15 protein-coding genes are annotated in these 16,501 nt (G+C 65.0%); 8 read left to right on the top strand and 7 right to left on the bottom strand.

What is annotated here, in order from left to right:
• Positions 1 to 29 precede the first annotated feature (29 nt).
• Positions 30 to 989 carry an SDR family NAD(P)-dependent oxidoreductase gene (locus tag CH293_RS16905; RefSeq protein ID WP_037105852.1) on the top strand — a complete coding sequence of 320 codons (960 nt, stop codon included), beginning with the start codon at positions 30 to 32 and terminating at the stop codon, positions 987 to 989.
• A gap of 31 nt (positions 990 to 1,020) precedes the next feature.
• On the opposite strand, the gene CH293_RS16900 is transcribed toward CH293_RS16905, so the two are convergent.
• Complete coding sequence (locus CH293_RS16900) at positions 1,021 to 1,446, bottom strand: helix-turn-helix transcriptional regulator (protein ID WP_052059142.1); 426 nt, start codon at positions 1,444 to 1,446, stop codon at positions 1,021 to 1,023.
• A gap of 35 nt (positions 1,447 to 1,481) precedes the next feature.
• Between CH293_RS16900 and CH293_RS16895 the strand changes: the two genes are divergently transcribed.
• Positions 1,482 to 2,645: a winged helix DNA-binding domain-containing protein gene (locus tag CH293_RS16895; protein ID WP_037105849.1), complete on the top strand. Its 1,164-nt coding sequence runs from the start codon at positions 1,482 to 1,484 to the stop codon at positions 2,643 to 2,645.
• Positions 2,646 to 2,652: 7 nt separating this feature from the next.
• Here the strand turns inward: CH293_RS16895 and CH293_RS16890 are convergent, their stop codons facing one another.
• The 4 genes from CH293_RS16890 to CH293_RS16875 all read right to left on the bottom strand — a co-directional run bounded on the left by CH293_RS16890 (position 2,653) and on the right by CH293_RS16875 (position 7,035).
• Positions 2,653 to 4,209: a carboxylesterase/lipase family protein gene (locus CH293_RS16890; RefSeq protein WP_094720879.1), complete on the bottom strand. Its 1,557-nt coding sequence runs from the start codon at positions 4,207 to 4,209 to the stop codon at positions 2,653 to 2,655.
• Positions 4,210 to 4,286: 77 nt separating this feature from the next.
• A complete protein-coding gene (gene ychF / locus CH293_RS16885; RefSeq protein WP_019665448.1) occupies positions 4,287 to 5,366 on the bottom strand; it encodes a redox-regulated ATPase YchF in 1,080 nt (359 codons plus the stop codon).
• Positions 5,367 to 5,378: 12 nt separating this feature from the next.
• Positions 5,379 to 6,173 (bottom strand): TIGR03620 family F420-dependent LLM class oxidoreductase, encoded by a 795-nt coding sequence (locus tag CH293_RS16880; RefSeq protein WP_094720878.1) that lies wholly within the window; start codon positions 6,171 to 6,173, stop codon positions 5,379 to 5,381.
• Positions 6,174 to 6,207: 34 nt separating this feature from the next.
• Entirely contained in the window at positions 6,208 to 7,035 is an 828-nt protein-coding gene (locus CH293_RS16875; protein ID WP_094720877.1) for a helix-turn-helix transcriptional regulator, read from the bottom strand.
• A 102-nt stretch (positions 7,036 to 7,137) separates the two neighbouring features.
• On the opposite strand from CH293_RS16875, the gene CH293_RS16870 reads away from it, so the two are divergent.
• A complete protein-coding gene (locus CH293_RS16870; protein WP_094720956.1) occupies positions 7,138 to 7,905 on the top strand; it encodes an SDR family NAD(P)-dependent oxidoreductase in 768 nt (255 codons plus the stop codon).
• 86 nt (positions 7,906 to 7,991) lie between these two features.
• On the opposite strand, the gene eda is transcribed toward CH293_RS16870, so the two are convergent.
• Together eda and edd are read right to left on the bottom strand one after the other, a co-directional pair.
• Positions 7,992 to 8,618, bottom strand: a complete 627-nt coding sequence (eda, locus tag CH293_RS16865) for a bifunctional 4-hydroxy-2-oxoglutarate aldolase/2-dehydro-3-deoxy-phosphogluconate aldolase (protein ID WP_094720876.1) — start codon at positions 8,616 to 8,618, stop codon at positions 7,992 to 7,994.
• 62 nt (positions 8,619 to 8,680) lie between these two features.
• Positions 8,681 to 10,504, bottom strand: coding sequence for a phosphogluconate dehydratase (edd, locus tag CH293_RS16860; RefSeq protein WP_094720875.1), 1,824 nt, complete (start codon positions 10,502 to 10,504; stop codon positions 8,681 to 8,683).
• 148 nt (positions 10,505 to 10,652) lie between these two features.
• Here edd and CH293_RS16855 point away from each other — a divergent pair, with 148 nt between their 5' ends.
• The 5 genes from CH293_RS16855 to CH293_RS16835 all read left to right on the top strand — a co-directional run bounded on the left by CH293_RS16855 (position 10,653) and on the right by CH293_RS16835 (position 16,451).
• On the top strand, positions 10,653 to 11,828 hold the full coding sequence (locus CH293_RS16855) for an ROK family transcriptional regulator (RefSeq protein ID WP_094720874.1): 1,176 nt from the start codon (positions 10,653 to 10,655) through the stop codon (positions 11,826 to 11,828).
• Positions 11,829 to 11,965: 137 nt separating this feature from the next.
• Positions 11,966 to 14,251 carry a carbon starvation CstA family protein gene (locus tag CH293_RS16850; RefSeq protein ID WP_026347850.1) on the top strand — a complete coding sequence of 762 codons (2,286 nt, stop codon included), beginning with the start codon at positions 11,966 to 11,968 and terminating at the stop codon, positions 14,249 to 14,251.
• Complete coding sequence (locus CH293_RS16845; RefSeq protein WP_170945277.1) at positions 14,244 to 14,423, top strand: YbdD/YjiX family protein; 180 nt, start codon at positions 14,244 to 14,246, stop codon at positions 14,421 to 14,423. The genes CH293_RS16850 and CH293_RS16845 overlap by 8 nt, the downstream gene beginning before the upstream one ends.
• Positions 14,424 to 14,496: 73 nt before the next feature.
• Positions 14,497 to 15,942 carry a DNA-3-methyladenine glycosylase 2 family protein gene (locus tag CH293_RS16840; RefSeq protein ID WP_176460035.1) on the top strand — a complete coding sequence of 482 codons (1,446 nt, stop codon included), beginning with the start codon at positions 14,497 to 14,499 and terminating at the stop codon, positions 15,940 to 15,942.
• Positions 15,939 to 16,451, top strand: coding sequence for a methylated-DNA--[protein]-cysteine S-methyltransferase (locus CH293_RS16835; RefSeq protein WP_094720872.1), 513 nt, complete (start codon positions 15,939 to 15,941; stop codon positions 16,449 to 16,451). Before CH293_RS16840 ends, CH293_RS16835 begins: the two co-directional genes overlap by 4 nt.
• Positions 16,452 to 16,501: the final 50 nt, after the last annotated feature.

Below are 16,501 nucleotides of genomic sequence, written 5' to 3'. Positions count from 1 at the left end.
ATGATGGCACGGTGGGGTACGAAGGACGCATGGTCTCCGTGACGCGCATCCTCGACACCGTCCTCGATCGAACCGTCGTAGCCGGTTACTCCCGCATCGGGTCGACGGTGCGCAGTAGGTTCTGGGCGTCGGACCCGGCACCGTTTCCCGAACCGATCGACGTTGTCGTCACCGGCGGAAGCTCCGGACTCGGAGCCGCGACAGCGACGTCCCTCGCGAAACTCGGCGCCCGGGTACACCTCGTCGGACGATCGGCCGAAAGACTCGAGAAGTCCGCCGGGATCATCAGGACAGCTGCATCGGAAGCGTCGATCGTCGTCCGAGAATGCGACGTCAGCGACCTCGATTCGGTCGCACGGCTGGTGACGGACCTGACGTCGGAGCTGACCGGGCTGCATGCCATCGTCCACTGTGCGGGAGTCATGCCCGAAGAGCGAACGCTGACAGCACAGAACCACGAGGCCGCCTTCGCGACGCACGTCCTCGGCCCCGTCGCCCTGACCGTCGGCGCCAGGGAACTGTTCGACGCCGGATCCCGGGTCGTGTTCGTCTCCAGCGGCGGCATGTATCCGGTGCCGTTGCACACGCGAGACTTCGAGTTCGCCTCCGGAAAGTACTCCGGCATGACGGCGTACGCCCGTACCAAGCGCATGCAGGTGGTCGTCGCCGAGCAACTCGCTCAGCGCATGACCGAAGAACACGACCCGGTCGTGCACAGCATGCACCCCGGCTGGGCCGCGACGCCGGGAGTGACGGACTCGATTCCGATGTTCGGCACGGTCATGAAACCCATCCTCCGCACACCCGACGAAGGCGCGGACACCATCGTCTGGCTCGCCGCCGGCGACGAAGCACTGACCAGCACCGGAAAGTTCTGGCACGACCGAGCCATCCGGCCGACCCACTACCCGTCGTGGCGCAAGGACTCCCCCGAAGCCAGAGACGCCCTGTGGTCGACGGTGGTCGAGGCAACCGGAATCGAGTTGTAGACGGAGCTGCGCAGGTGAGCGTCTCGACACTTCATCGGCGTGCGCCGTTTCTGATCGGCCGCGTCACCTGTTTCGCAACACACGACGGTATGCCTGCCGCGTCTCCGGCCGCACGTCGCTTGTAGATGCTCGGCGACATTCCCACCAACTCTGTGAAGCGGGTGCTGAACGTGCCGAGTGAAGAGCACCCCACTTCGAAGCACACGTCAGTGACGGACAGATCGCCTCGACGCAGCAGCGCCATCGCACGTTCGATCCGGCGAGTCATCAAGTACGAGTAAGGGGATTCGCCGTAGGCGAGTTTGAACTGCCGACTCAGGTAGCCGGCCGACACGTGCACACCACGCGCCAGCGCTTCGACGTCCAGTGGCTGAGCGTAGTCGCGATCCATCCGGTCACGCACCCGCCTCAGGCGCGCCAGGTCCTTCAGGTTCTGCGATTCGTCCACGCAGGGCATAGTGCCATGTCGGCCCCGCGAGGCACACTGTTCGAGTGAAGGTCACCGATGAACAGCGCCGGGCTCGATTGGTGTCACGACAGTTCGCGTCTGCGTCGACGCCGGAAGGCGTTGTCGAATCGGTCTTGGCACTGCACGCGACCGATCCAGCGACGGTCTACCTGTCCGTTCTCGCGCGGGCCCGGTCGCTGGGCATCGACGACGTCCGCGACGCGATGTACGAGCGTCGGACGTTGGTCCGCTCGATGGCGATGCGCCGAACCCTGTTCGTCCTCGCACACGACGACCTACCGCTCGTCCATGCCGCGGCGAGTCTCGGCGTCGCACGAACAATGCGCACACGGCTGCTCACGCAGGTCCAGAAGGGACCGACCGATCCGGTGGTCGAGAACCCCGCGGCATGGATCGCGCAGGTCGAACATGAGACCGAGGCACGACTGAAGGCCGTCGGCACGGCAACGGGAGCCGAGTTGTCCGCGGCGGTTCCACTGCTCAAGACCGCGTTTCTGCCCACGACCGACAAGGTCTACGACGTCAAGCGATACGTCACCTCCGAAGTCCTGGTGATGATGGCAGCCGAAGGAAAGATGGTTCGGGTCGAACCTCGCGGCGCCTGGACATCACGGCGGCACGCATGGGCGCCGATCGATCATTGGTGGCCGGGCGGCATTCCCGTCGTCGACGAGACCGAAAGCCGTCGAGAACTCGTGCGCAGGTGGCTCGAAGTGTTCGGCCCGGCGACCATCGACGACATCCAATGGTGGACAGGATGGAACAAGACCCAGACGCGAGCGGCCGTGGCAGCGATCGACACGGTCGCCGTCGAACTGACTGCAGGCGAAGGCATCATGCTGCCGGACACGGACCTGTCCGGCTCCGCGCGCGGCGTCGTGCTGCTCCCCGCCCTCGACCCGACGCCGATGGGCTGGAAGCACCGCGACTGGTACCTCGGTGACTACAAGGCACCGCTGTTCGACACCTTCGGCAACATCGGTCCCACCATCTGGCTCGACGGCCGAATCGTCGGCGGATGGGCAGTCACGCCGACAGGCGAAGTAGCGACCGAACTGTTCGAGGACATCGGATCCAACACCGCCGAGGTCACCGCCGAAGCCGAGCGGATCACCGCACTACTGAACGGCACCGCCGTCGTACCGTCCTTCCCGACGCCCCTGGAAAAGCGACTGCGCGGCAAGTGAATACCGGTCAGAACGAATCCCAGAACCCGCACTGGTGAGCGTCGTGGTAGTTGGCCACCGCGGTGTCCGGGTTGCCGAATTCCAGCACCGGACCGCTGGCGTCCGTTGTCTTCGGCCAGGCGTCGCCCGGGTTGCCGGATCGCGCGAATTCGGACCACGCATCGATCATCTTCGAGGCCAGTTCCTTCTGGCCCGGACCGGTGAGAAGGTCGCTGCCGTTCAGGTCGAACGTATACGGGAGATCGGTCGCATGTGCAGCGCCCTGAGCCAATCCTGTGGCCGATACACCGCTCACATCCGGTGCTGTCTCGTCGGCGAATTCGTAGGACCACACGTCTGCGTTCGTAGAAAGCAACGCGGACGTGTCGAGCATCGGGCACGACCAGGCCGCATCGGTGACCAGGGTGGACCATGCCAGTGCTGCACTGTCGAATCCGTTTCTCGGGTAACGCTGTTCCACCTCGCCCGCACGCGTGCCGAATGCCTGCTGGATGAGCGACCCGTAGGTCTCGTCGGTGACGGACGTCGGATCTGCCAGCAACGCACCCCCGACGAACGATCGGTGCTCGTCCGCGTTACCACCCATGATCACTGGGATCGGCAGCGTGCGTCCGTTTCGAACTGCGTCTGCAGGATCTGTCGGTAGCAGGTCCGTACCGTAGGCAAGACCGTTGCCGAACGACGACGACTGCTCGACCACCTTCTCGACGGGCAACTCCCGCAGGCAACGCAGCTGATCGTCGGTGCAGCCCAGAGTATCTGCGATTGCACTGCCCGTTGCTTCGCTTTCTGCGAGCGGAGCGTACGGCGTCAACTCGGGCAGCCCCGGGTAGAGAGTTCCGGCGGGCCAATCGATCAGGCACGACCCCGATTGAATGATCGCTTTGTCGACGAGCCCCTCCGCAGCAGGTGATCCCAGCGCTGCACAGGCAGACATTCCTCCGGCCGACTCCCCCATCACGGTCACGTTGTCGGGATCGCCACCGAACGCCTCGGCGTTGTCGTTCGCCCACTTCAGCGCAAGGAGCTGATCGGCGAGCCCGAAGTTGCCGGAGCCCTCCAGTCCGGGGAGACCGAGATAGCCGAGCATTCCGAGCCGATAGTTGACCGTCACTACGATCACGTTGCCCTGTTCGGCGAAACGCGTGGCGTCGTAGTCCGAGCCCGCGCCGCTGGTGAAACCGCCCCCGTGCCACCACACGACGACCGGGAGCCGGCCGTCACCCGCGCCCGAAGGAACCGTCACGTTCAGAAACAGGCAGTCCTCGTCGGTCTGCAGATCCGGGCCGGTCCCCTGCGGGCACCGCGCGCCGAACGACGTGGCGTCGACGACGTCATCGGTGTCCGGCGCTGCTTCCGGCAATGCCCACCGCAGATCACCTACAGGTGGCTGCGCATATCGAACTCCGAGATACTGCCGCGTGCCACCGACCTCGCTACCGCGCAGCAGGCCCGTCGCGGTGTCCACGGACAACGGGTCCTGTAGTTCTGGTCGGTCGTCCGTTGAAGTAGTGCATCCGCCTACGAGCAGCACACACACCAGTGCCGCCAAGAACTTCTTCATCGATCGCCTCGTCCGTGATCATCGACCGCCGTACGTTCCGCTCTCCGAAAGGATAGGCGAAGCGGGTGAAGCGCTGTCTAGACGTTGAAGCGGAACTCCACGACGTCGCCGTCGACCATGATGTAGTCCTTGCCCTCCATACGGACTTTGCCTGCGGCCTTGGCCGAGGCCATGGAGCCGGCTTCGATGAGGTCGTCGTAGCTGACGATTTCGGCTTTGATGAAGCCGCGCTCGAAGTCGGTGTGGATGACGCCTGCAGCTTGGGGCGCGGTGTCACCCTGGTGGATCGTCCACGCGCGGGCTTCTTTCGGTCCTGCCGTGAGGTAGGTCTGCAAGCCGAGGGTGTGGAAGCCGGCGCGGGCCAGGGCGTCGAGGCCCGGTTCGGTCTGGCCGACGCTCTCGAGCAGTTCGGCGGCCGATTCGGCGTCGAGTTCGAGGAGCTCGGATTCGATCTTGGCGTCGAGGAACACCGCGTCTGCGGGCGCGACGGATCGTGCGAGCTCGCCGACGCGTGCGTCGTCGGTGAGGATCGATTCGTCGGCGTTGAAGACGTAGAGGAACGGCTTCGTGGTGAGCAGCTGGAACTCCTTGAGGAGCTCGAAGTCGAGCTTGTCCTTCGCGGAGAACAGTGTCTTGCCGTCGTTCAGTACTGCCTGCGCTGCGATGGCGGCGTCGAGTGCAGGCTTGCGGTCCTTCTTGATCCGCGCTTCCTTCTCCACGCGCGGGATGGCCTTTTCGAGCGTCTGGAGGTCGGCGATCGCGAGCTCGGTCTCGATGACCTCGATGTCGGCGGCGGGATCGACACGGCCGTCGACGTGCACGACGTCGTCGTCGGCGAAGACACGCACGACCTGGCAGATGGCGTCGGCTTCACGGATGTTGGCGAGAAACTTGTTGCCCAGGCCAGCGCCCTCGGACGCGCCCTTGACGATGCCGGCGATGTCGACGAACGACACGAGCGCCGGAACCTCCTTCTCGGAACCGAAGACCTCGGCGAGCTTGCCCAGCCGCGGATCCGGCAACGGCACCACACCGACGTTGGGCTCGATGGTCGCGAACGGGTAGTTCGCGGCCAGCACATCGTTCTTGGTCAATGCGTTGAAGAGGGTGGACTTGCCGACGTTGGGCAGTCCGACGATTCCGAGGGTGAGGCTCACGGTCTATGGAGTCTACTTTGGTACACGGACCAGCTCGGACAGCGCCCGTCCCGCGGCCAGGCTCGATGCACCGAGCGGCGCCAGCACCACGTGGTCGGCACCGGCCTGCCAGTGCTCGTCCACTCGTCGTGCGATGTCGTCGGCACTCCCCCACGCAACCACCGAATCGACGAGGCTGTCGCTGAGTTGGTCGACGTCCTCGCTCGTGAAGCCCATCCGCAGGAAATTCTGTCGGTAGCCAGGCACCGACGCGAGGAAAGACATCGGTTCGCGGGCAACCTCTCGCGCCCAGGTCGGATCTTCTTCCAGAACGACGAACTGATCGATGGCCAGCACTGCGTCGCCCAGCATTTCCCTGGCGCCGGCTGTGTAGTCCGGCGTGACGAGCAACGTGACGGCCCCTGCAGCTCTGGTGCGCGCGAGTTCGAGCTTCTTGGGCCCCAGGGCAGCGAGAAGAACCCTGCTCGACGGCACCGCCAGGTCGTCGAGGTAAGCGTTCATGCCGGCGAGAGGCTTCGCAGTCTGAGGACCACCGAGGCCGAGGACGAATCTGCCCGACGGTTCCAGCTCGTCGTAGAGTTCTCCGGTTCGGGCCGCGCTGTACACGTCGACCGGGACGATGCCTGGCACCACCGTTGCAGTGGCCGTCGCGCGCACGAGGTCGGAGAGCCTGCTCAACCGATCGATCTGGCCACCAGCGAGCCACAGCGAGGAGTAGCCGAGCGATTCCAGTTCGCAGGCGTCGTCGAGATACGAGTGGCCGACGTCGATGGAGATTCCGAGTGGTCCGAGTCCCAGGGTGTCCATGCACTCGACGGTAGAACCTCGAGCATTGTTCAGGTCAACCCTTGGGAGACGTCGCCCAACTCGCGAGGATCGGGAGAACCCGTGCCGTCGAGGATTCCGGCTCGACGGTGTAGACGATCAGATTCTGGTCGGGACTGCCCGGGGTGTTCAAGAATTCGATTCCGAACTGCAGAGTTCCGGCGGCCGGATGTTGGATGATCTTGATCGTTCGGCTGAATTCCTGAACTTCGTGGTCGTCCCACCAGCGAGAGAATTCGGGCTCCGACGAACGCAATTCTTCGATCAGCCGAGCCAGAGTCGAATCCCATGGACGCCGGGCGGCATCGCGTCGAAGTCCGGCCACCGATGCCGCGGCGAACTGCGACCAATTGACTATTCGCTCACGCGCGACTGGATTCTGGAACAGATAATGGAACATCGAACCGTCGCTGGGCGCGAGACTCAGGACTGCACGCACCAGCGCATTACCGGCCAGGATCTCACCGGACCGACCGAGCAAGATCACCGGCACGTGGTCGAGGGCGGCCATGACCTGCTGCAGGCCTGGGTCCGGAACCTGAGGCTCGGGACCGGACGATTCTGCGGGTGCAGCGAGGTCATGCAGGTGTCGCGTCTCGACCTCGTCGAGCTGTAGCGCTGTCGCCAGCGCGCGAAGCACTTCGGTCGACACAGTGGCCTGGCGGCCCTGTTCGAGCTTCGAGTAGTAGTCCGGGCTGACGCCTGCCAGCTGAGCCAACTCCTCCCGCCGCAGACCTGGGACGCGTCGCCGACCCGGATACACCGTCAGCCCGACGGACGCAGGCGTCAACCGATCACGACGGTCGCGCAGGAATGCGCTCAGTGCCGCGCGGTCTCGGTTCATGCACCTCAGGCTAGCTGCGGATGCCCACCCGAACCTGGTCATGGCAGGCCTAGGTTGTCCAGCGCCTGGTTCGCATGCGCACACCTGCCTTAGACAGTGGACATGACAAACACAACACCGCAACGTTTGAACGGACGCACCGCCGTCGTCACCGGATCGACCAGCGGGATCGGCGAGGCGATCGCAACGACACTCGCTGCGCACGGCGCCACCGTCGTGGTCAGCGGACGCGACTCGACGCGCGGAGAAGCCGTCGTCGATCGCATCGTCGCTGCCGGCGGGAAGGCGTCGTTCATCGCTGTCGACCTCGGCGGAAGCTACGCCGGCATCCGAAGCTTCGCCACGGAAGCCGAGCGCACCCTCGGCCGGGTCGATGTTCTCGTCAACAATGCAGGCCTCTATCCAGCCACGCTCACCGAAGATCTGGCCGACACAGACCTCGACGCCATGCTCGCAGTCAACATCCGAGCACCGCACGTGTTGGTGGGTGCCCTCGCACCCGCGATGGCCGAACGCGGTGACGGAATAATCGTCAACATCGGATCCTGGATGGCGCAGGTCGGCAGCCCGTTCGCCGCGATGTACACCGCTACGAAAGCCGCTGACGAGCAGTTGACCCGAAGCTGGGCAGCAGAATTCGGTCCACGCGGCGTGCGCGTCAACACGGTTGCACCCGGCGCAACCCTCACTCCAGGAAACGAGAATTCGCGCCAGGTTCTCGACGCCATGACCTCGAACACCCCGGCCGGCAGCGTGATCTCTCCTCGGGACATCGCGAACGGTGTGCTGTTCCTTGCGTCCGACGAGTCCGCGATGGTGCACGGGATCACCCTGTACGTCGACGGTGGAATCACCGCGACGCGATTGTGAACTCCGACGCCTACACCGCGCTCCAGTCGGAATGGACCAGCAATGCGAAAAGAAGGATGTAGAAGAGTACGCCCCTTATGACCTGCTCACGCCTTTGTCTTCAGCGTCGATGCTGCCTGCGCCAGTACCGTCACTGCGTCCCAATCCTCGGCAGCGAGAACGGGCGCCGGGGTGATCCACGATCCTCCGACGCATCCGACGTTCGGCAGCGACAGGTACGTCGACGCATTGGCTGTGGAGATCCCGCCCGTCGGGCAGAAGCGGGCCGCTGGAACGGGTGAGTGGATCGACTTCAGGAAGTTCGCGCCGCCCGACGCCTCGGCCGGGAAGAACTTCAGGTCGGTGTAACCCGATTCGAGAAGCGTGAGCACTTCGGACACGGTGGCGGCACCGGGTAGGTGGGGCAGACCGGTGTCGCGCATCGCCTGCGTCAACCCTGGCGTGCTGCCGGGTGAGACGAGGAACTGCGCGCCGGCGTCGGCGGCCTGCTTCGCCTGGCCGGGCGTGACGATCGTGCCCGCACCGAGAAGGATCTCGGGCACCTCGGCGGCGATGCGTTCGATCGCGTCGAGCGCCACCGGGGTACGCAGGGTGAGTTCGATGACGGGCAGGCCGCCGGCGACGAGGGCGCGGGCGATCGGCACGGCGTGGTCGAGATTTTCGACGACGACAACGGGGATGACGGGTACGCGGTCCAGCAGGGATTCGGTCATGTGTAGTCCTTCTTCTGTGCGTCGGGTCTTCTGAACGGCGGGTCTTCTGAACGGCGGAGCTGTCAGCGCATCACGAACATGGCGCCTTCGTCGGCGGGGCCGACGAGTGCGCGCATGCCGGAGAACAGGTCTCGGCCGGTGGAGACCCACTCGTCCTGCGCCGGTGCTCGCCCGGTGGCGACTCTGGCCTCGAAGTCGGCGAGTGGCACGTCGATGTCGAGCGTTCCGGCGACGGAGTCGAGGGTGATCATGTCACCGTCCTCGATCTTCGCGATCGCGCCACCGCTTGCTGCTTCGGGCGTGAGATGAATTGCTGCAGGAACTTTCCCGGACGCACCGGACATGCGTCCGTCCGTGATGAGCGCGACGCGGTAGCCGCGATCCTGCAGGATTCCCAATGCCGGCGTCAGCTTGTGTAGTTCAGGCATTCCGTTGGCTTGCGGCCCCTGGTAGCGCAGCACTGCGACGAAGTCGCCTTCCAGGTCTCCGGCGTCGAACGCTGCGAGGAAGTCCGCCTGGTCGTCGAACACCTTCGCGGGCGCGGTGACCACGCGGTGCTGGGCCGCCAGCGCGGAGGTCTTGATGACGCTCTTTCCGATCGGGCCGGTCAGCATCTTCAGGCCGCCGTCGGCACTGAACGGTTCGTCGGCGCCGCGAAGCACACTGTCGTCGTGGCTCATTCGCGTACCGTCGTGCCACATCACACCCTCGCCGTCGAGCTTGGGTTCCTGCGTGTAACGCCGAAGACCGAATCCAGCAATGGTTTTCACGTCGTCGTGCATCAGACCGGCATCGAGGAGCGAACCGATCACGAAACCGAGGCCGCCTGCGGCGTGGAAGTGGTTCACGTCCGCCTTGCCGTTGGGGTAGATCCGTGCCATCAGTGGCACGACAGCCGATAGATCCGACAGGTCCTGCCAGGTGAGCGTGATACCGGCGGCACGGGCGATCGCGACGAGGTGCATGGTGTGGTTGGTCGAGCCGCCGGTGGCCAGGAGTGCAACACAGCCGTTGACGATCGCCTTCTCGTCGACGATTTCACCGACCGGTGTGTAGTTCTCGCCGAGATCGGTCAGACCGGTGACGACATGGGCGGCTTCGCGAGTCAGAGCGTCGCGCAACGGGGTTCCGGGGTTGACGAAGGACGAGCCGGGCAGGTGCAGACCCATGACCTCCATCAGCAACTGGTTGGAATTCGCAGTTCCGAAGAACGTGCACGTGCCACTGCCGTGGTACGACGCCGCCTCCGCGTCCAACAACGCTTCTCGTCCCACCTTGCCTTCGGCGTAGAGCTGGCGAGCTTTCGCCTTCTCGCCGTTGGGAAGTCCGGAGGTCATCGGGCCCGCGGGGACGAATACCGCGGGCAGGTGGCCGAAGCTCAGGGCGCCCATGAGCATTCCTGGCACGATCTTGTCGCACACCCCCAGCATGAGGGTGGCGTCGAACATGTCGTGCGACAGTGCAATTGCGGTGGACATCGCGATGATGTCACGACTGAAGAGCGAGAGTTGCATCCCGTCGCGGCCCTGAGTGATGCCGTCGCACATGGCGGGCACTCCCCCGGCGAACTGCGCGATTCCGCCCGCTTCGATGACGGCGGACTTGAGTGCAGCCGGGTAGGTCTCGAACGGCTTGTGCGCCGAGAGCATGTCGTTGTACGCGGACACGATGGCGATGTTCGGCTTCACCAGGCCGCGCAGGGCTTGCTTGTCGGCTTTTCCCGACGCGGCGAAACCGTGGGCGATGTTGGCGCAGGCAAGCCGCCCGCGAGCGGGGCCTCGACTTCCTGCTGCGGCGATGCGATCGAGGTAGGTGGCCCGGGCGGACTGGCTGCGGGCTGCGATTCGGTCGGTGACCTGACGCAGGACCGGGTGGATGGTGTCCATGAGGTGTCTCCCTGTTCGGTCTTTCACGATTCAGACTAAAGGCACTTACGCGTCACGACAACCCAACTTACGTTTTTCAAAGTCATAAGTCTGCGATCTTGCGTTGTTGCCGCAAAGGTTGCGGATTGGTTGAATGGCGTATATGCGAATGTCACGTGCAAGTGCTCCACCTGCGACAGCAGGTGAGATGTTCGCGCTGATCCGTGACGGAGATGCCGACACCCGAGCGGAACTCGGAAAGACGACCGGCCTGTCGCGATCGGCCGTAGCCGCACGCGTCACTGCGCTCACCACACTCGGATTGATCGTCGAAACCGAGGACACTCTCTCGACCGGGGGCAGGCCACCTGCCCGGTTGTCGTTCGACGTCGACGCGGGAATCGTTCTCGCTGCAGCCATCGGCCGAAGTCGTTCGCAACTGGGCGTGTTCACCCTCGGCGGCGAATTCCTCCTCGGCGACACCGTCGACCAGGAGATCGGCATCGGACCGGACGAGTTGATGCCGCAGATCACCAAGCGACTGGAAGCGCTCGTCGACAACGCTGCACGCAGCGATCACCGCATTCTCGGGGTCGGACTGTCCATCCCCGGCACCGCGGACACCGCCCGTGGGTGCAGTCTCGACTCGCCGATCATGCACGGCTGGGACGGAGTCCCCCTCGCACCGTTCTTCGCCGACACGACCACTGCGCCGGTCTTCCTCGACAACGACGCCAACGCGATGGTCCTGGCCGAACGCCGCGACAACCGGCATCGATTCACGAATGCGCTGCTGGTCAAGGCGTCGACGGGTCTCGGCGCGGGGATCGTCGCCGGCGGCGAACTACAGCGCGGATCGCTCGGCGCAGCAGGAGAATTCGGCCACACCAAAACCTCCGCCGCGGCCGGAGTCGCATGTCGATGCGGAGACAGCGGCTGCCTGGAAGCCATCGCAGGCGGCTGGGCACTGGTACGCGCATTGCAGGAACAGGGCAGAAGCGTCGGCCACATTCGAGGCGTCGTCGACCTGGCGGTGAGCGGCGACCCCGAGGCGCGTCGGCTCATTCGCGACAGCGGCCGCCACATAGGCGAGACACTGGCAGGCGCCGTGAACCTACTCAACCCCGAGGTCCTCATCGTCGGCGGAGACATGGCCAAGGCATACGACATCTTCGTCGCCGGGTTACGTGAGACCGTCTACGGAAATGCGACGGCACTGGCCACCAAGGCCTTGACCATTCAAGCGACGACACACGGCGACTACTCCGGCGTCATAGGTAGCGCGGCAATGGTATTGGACCAGGTACTGAGCGCGCGGGCAGTCGACGACGCACTGGGCGGCTGACGTCCGCCCACGGCGCCCCTCCCGTTCGGCGCAGGATCGGAACCATTGACCGCAGCTACACCGGAATGTGGCCGGGCTGTCACCAGGAGCGTCTAGGGTGATCGCTGTCACATTCGCGAATGCTGAAAGCGGTCCCCATGGCTTTGAAAGCGGCAGACGATCCGAACATCGAGTTGTTGAAGACCGATGCGGATCTGCCCCCGGTCGGAGTAGTCGACAAATCTCCGATGACTCCCGCCAAACGCGTCCTGTTCGTCCTCATCGGATTGCTCGGTGGTGTGGCCTGGACGGTCGTCGCGATCGTCCGAGGCGAGAACCCCAATGCGGTCTGGTTCGTGATCGCCGCGGTCTGCACCTACATCATCGCGTTCCGGTTCTACGCACGGTTGATCGAGCGTAAGATCGTCTTCCCTCGCGACGACCGAGCCACGCCTGCCGAGATCCTCGAGAACGGCAAGGATTACATGCCGACGGATCGGCGGGTGCTCTTCGGTCACCACTTCGCCGCGATCGCCGGTGCAGGCCCCCTCGTCGGCCCTGTTCTGGCCGCTCAGATGGGCTACCTTCCGGGCACGATGTGGATCATCATCGGCGTCGTGTTCGCCGGTGCCGTGCAGGATTTCCTCGTCCTGTGGATCTCGACGCGACGCCGGGGCCGCAGCCTCGGCCAGATGGCCCGCGACGAGCTGGGAGTGGTCGGCGGCACCGCGGCACTCATCGGCGTCTTCGTCATCATGATCATCATCATCGCCGTGCTCGCGCTGGTGGTCGTCAACGCTCTCGCGGAGAGCCCGTGGGGCGTCTTCTCCATCGCACTGACCATCCCCATCGCGTTGTTCATGGGCGTCTACCTGCGCTACCTGCGTCCCGGCAAGGTGTCCGAGGTGTCGTTGATCGGCGTCGTGCTGCTGCTGTTCGCCATCGTCGCAGGCGGCTGGGTCGCCGAAACCGAATGGGGCACCGATTGGTTCACCCTCTCGAAGGTCACCGTCGCCTGGTGCCTGATCGGATACGGCCTCGCGGCCTCGATCCTGCCGGTGTGGCTGCTGCTCGCTCCGCGTGACTACCTGTCGACGTTCATGAAGGTCGGCACCATTGCACTGCTGGCCGTCGGCATCCTCATCGCACGGCCCGAGATCCAGATGCCCGCGATGACGTCGTTCGCCACCGAGGGCAACGGTCCCGCGTTCTCCGGTTCACTGTTCCCGTTCCTGTTCATCACCATCGCCTGCGGCGCCCTGTCCGGGTTCCACGCCCTCATCTGCTCCGGCACCACTCCGAAGCTGCTGGAGAAGGAAAAGCAGATGCGGATGATCGGCTACGGCGGCATGCTCACCGAATCCTTCGTCGCGATCATGGCGCTCGTCACCGCATGTGTTCTCGATCAGCACATCTACTTCGCGCTCAACGCTCCGGCGACGCTCACCGGCGGCACCCCGGAAACCGCGGCGGACTACGTCAACGGGCTCGGCTTGAGCGGCGGGGACATCACCGCAGCGGAACTGAGCCAGGCGGCATCCGACGTCGGCGAGGAATCGATCATTTCCCGCACCGGTGGTGCACCGACGCTCGCATTCGGTATGTCCGAGGTGCTGCATCAGGTCTTCGGCGGCGAAAGCCTCAAGTCGTTCTGGTACCACTTCGCGATCATGTTCGAGGCACTGTTCATTCTCACGACGGTCGACGCAGGCACGCGCGTTGCACGCTTCATGCTCTCCGACAGCATCGGCAACCTCCCCGGCTCGTCGGCCAAGAAGTTCAAGGACCCGTCGTGGCGACCCGGCGCATGGGTGTGCTCGTTCATCGTCGTCGCAGCGTGGGGCGCAATCCTTCTCATGGGCGTCACCGACCCGCTCGGCGGCATCAACACGCTGTTCCCGCTCTTCGGCATCGCAAATCAGTTGCTCGCCGCGATCGCCTTGACGGTGGTCCTGACCATCGTGATGAAGCGCGGCCTGTTCAAGTGGGCCTGGATTCCCGGTGTCCCCCTGGCCTGGGACCTCATCGTGACGATGACCGCGTCGTACCAGAAGATCTTCTCGTCCGTACCCGCCATCGGATACTGGGCGCAGCACTCCCAGTTCGTCGACGCCAAGAACCAAGGCCTCACCGAATTCGGCAGCGCCAAGTCCGCCGAAGCAATCGACGCCGTCATCAGGAATACGTTCATCCAGGGAACGTTGTCGATCATCTTCGCCGTGCTGGTCATCATCGTCGCCGCGGCCGGCATTCTGGTCTGCATCAAAGCCGTTCGAGCAGGCGGACTCCCGGACAACGAAGAACCCGAGGTTCCGTCGAAGATCTTCGGACCCGCAGGGTTCGTCCCGACCGCGGCAGAGAAGGAAATCCAGGGCGAATGGGACAAGCTCATCGCCGACGGCACCGTCCGCGCACCGGGTGCGGCGCACGCAGGGCATCACTGACATGCGCGGACTTCTGTGGTGGATCACCTCGGTGATGGGCGACAAGGACTACGAGCGCTACGTCGCCCACATGCAGCGGGTCCACCCCGGCGAACCGGTTCCGTCCGAACGTCAGTTCTGGCGGGACCGCTACGCCGACGCCGACACGAACCCCGGCGCCCGCTGCTGCTGAGTTGATCGGGCTCGTACATGGGTGTCCGATTCCCGCTAGCGACTTCAGGGGGCGCGGTGACACAGTGGAGTCCATGGACTTGGACTTCGACCGGTGTTACCGCGCCGTCTCGGCACGAGACACCCGTTTCGACGGGCAGTTCTTCACGGCCGTGCGCACGACGGGCATCTACTGTCGCCCGTCGTGCCCGGCGACCACCCCCAAGGCACAGAACGTCACGTTCGTTCCGACCGCTGCCGCCGCGCAGCACGAGGGATACCGTGCGTGTCGACGCTGTCAGCCCGATGCCACCCCCGGCTCACCGCGATGGAACATCCACTCGGATCTGACGTCGCGCGCCATGCGTTTGATCTCCGACGGCGCCGTGGAGCGCGGTGGCGTCGACGCACTCGCCGATACCCTCGGGTACTCGAGCCGGCAGTTGACGCGGGTGCTGACCGCCGAGATCGGCGCGGGCCCTCTCGCGCTGGCCAGGGCCCACCGCGCGCACACTGCTCGCACCCTGATCCAGACGACCGACATGACCATGAGCGACATCGCGTTCGCATCGGGGTTCTCGAGCATCAGGCAGTTCAACGACACCGTTCGGGAAGTATTCGCTGTCAACCCCACGACGTTGCGCGACGAAGCAACTCGTCGAAAGAACCTCTCGTCCAACGGAACCGTTTCGGTGAGACTCCCCTATCGGCAGCCGATGGACACCGGGTGGCTCGAGTGGTTCCTCGAAGGCCACGCGGTACCCGGCATCGAATCGTTCGACGACGGCCTCTACCGGCGGTCGCTTCGGCTCCCCCACGGTCACGCCGTCGTCGGGATGCGCTTCGTCGACGGGTACGTCGAGGCAACACTGAGCCTGATGGACATGCGAGACCTCGCACCCGCCGTCGCCCGGATCCGTCACCTGCTCGATCTGGACGCCGACCCCGAAGCCGTCGACTCCGCACTGTCCGAGGACCAGGCACTCGCGTCGAACATCGCCGCACACCGCGGGATGCGAGCGCCCGGCAGCATCGACGGTGAGGAACTGCTGCTGCGCACCATGATCGGGCAGCAGATCTCCCTACGCGCCGCCGCCACCCACACTGCGCGGCTGGTCGACGCACTCGGGGACCACATCGAGGATCCACTCGGCGGCACCGTCACGCGGTTGTTTCCCAGCGCGGCCGTCATCGCCGAACGCGGACACGAGGTCCTCACCGGCCCGCGCGCACGGGTCAGCTCGATCATCGGCGTCGCCGACGCGGTGGCGTCGGGCAAGATCGTCCTTCATCCGGCCAGGCCGGCCGAGGAGCTGGAACGAGACTTGCTCGCGCTCAAGGGGATCGGCCCGTGGACGGCGCGGTACGTCGTCATGCGCACTCTCGCCGATCCCGACGTATTGCTCGACACCGATCTCGTCGTCCGACAGGGCGCCGAGGCACTCGGACTTTCGCTGAAGGACTCGGACCGCTGGGCGCCGTGGCGGTCCTACGTCTCCATGCACCTGTGGAACATCGCCCTGACAAGGAGAGCAGCATGACTGCATCGTTCGCCACCACCGACACCCCGATCGGCCCGTTCACGACCGTCGTCGACGACGCGGGGTCCGTCCTCGCAGCGGGATGGACGGACTCGGTCGACAATCTGGTCCCGTTGATCCACACAAGTCTCCGGCCGACGGATCTTCGGCAGGCCTCGACGCTCGGCAGCGTGACCGCAGCCGTCGACGCCTATCACCGCGGCGACGTGAGAGCCATCGACGATGTACCGGTATCGCAACAGTCGGGTGAATTCCTGGTCCACGCCTGGAAGGTTCTACGGACAGTGCCTGCCGGGTCGCCGGTGACGTACTCGCAATTCGCGGAAATGGCCGGGCGCCCAGCGGCCATTCGAGGGGCTGCGTCCGCCTGCGCGCGCAATGCTGCCGCACTGTTCGTGCCGTGCCATCGCGTGTTCCGAATCGGCGGCGCACTCGGCGGATTCAGATGGGGTCTGCCGGTGAAGGAATGGCTCCTCACACACGAGGCGGGAGTGGAGCCTGCGGAATGACCAGGGAAGCGGGAGTGGAGCCTGCGGAATGAGCAGTGGAAGCGGGAGTG

Origin of the sequence: Rhodococcus sp. 14-2470-1b, assembly GCF_002259415.1 — a bacterium.
GTDB lineage: Bacteria > Actinomycetota > Actinomycetes > Mycobacteriales > Mycobacteriaceae > Rhodococcoides.
The sequence above is the reverse complement of the archived record's forward strand: the minus strand, read 5'-3'. Positions and strand labels throughout refer to the sequence as shown.

Bases quoted from the DNA above. Each gene is read 5' to 3' on its own strand.
- CH293_RS16855 (WP_094720874.1), top strand. From the start codon at position 10,653: ATGTCACGTGCAAGTGCTCCACCTGCGACAGCAGGTGAGATGTTCGCG.
- CH293_RS16890 (WP_094720879.1), bottom strand. From the start codon at position 4,209: ATGAAGAAGTTCTTGGCGGCACTGGTGTGTGTGCTGCTCGTAGGCGGA.
- CH293_RS16875 (WP_094720877.1), bottom strand. From the start codon at position 7,035: ATGAACCGAGACCGCGCGGCACTGAGCGCATTCCTGCGCGACCGTCGT.
- edd (WP_094720875.1), bottom strand. From the start codon at position 10,504: ATGGACACCATCCACCCGGTCCTGCGTCAGGTCACCGACCGAATCGCA.
- CH293_RS16880 (WP_094720878.1), bottom strand. From the start codon at position 6,173: ATGGACACCCTGGGACTCGGACCACTCGGAATCTCCATCGACGTCGGC.
- CH293_RS16905 (WP_037105852.1), top strand. From the start codon at position 30: ATGGTCTCCGTGACGCGCATCCTCGACACCGTCCTCGATCGAACCGTC.
- CH293_RS16840 (WP_176460035.1), top strand. From the start codon at position 14,497: ATGGACTTGGACTTCGACCGGTGTTACCGCGCCGTCTCGGCACGAGAC.
- CH293_RS16870 (WP_094720956.1), top strand. From the start codon at position 7,138: ATGACAAACACAACACCGCAACGTTTGAACGGACGCACCGCCGTCGTC.
- CH293_RS16850 (WP_026347850.1), top strand. From the start codon at position 11,966: ATGGCTTTGAAAGCGGCAGACGATCCGAACATCGAGTTGTTGAAGACC.
- CH293_RS16835 (WP_094720872.1), top strand. From the start codon at position 15,939: ATGACTGCATCGTTCGCCACCACCGACACCCCGATCGGCCCGTTCACG.
- CH293_RS16900 (WP_052059142.1), bottom strand. From the start codon at position 1,446: ATGCCCTGCGTGGACGAATCGCAGAACCTGAAGGACCTGGCGCGCCTG.
- eda (WP_094720876.1), bottom strand. From the start codon at position 8,618: ATGACCGAATCCCTGCTGGACCGCGTACCCGTCATCCCCGTTGTCGTC.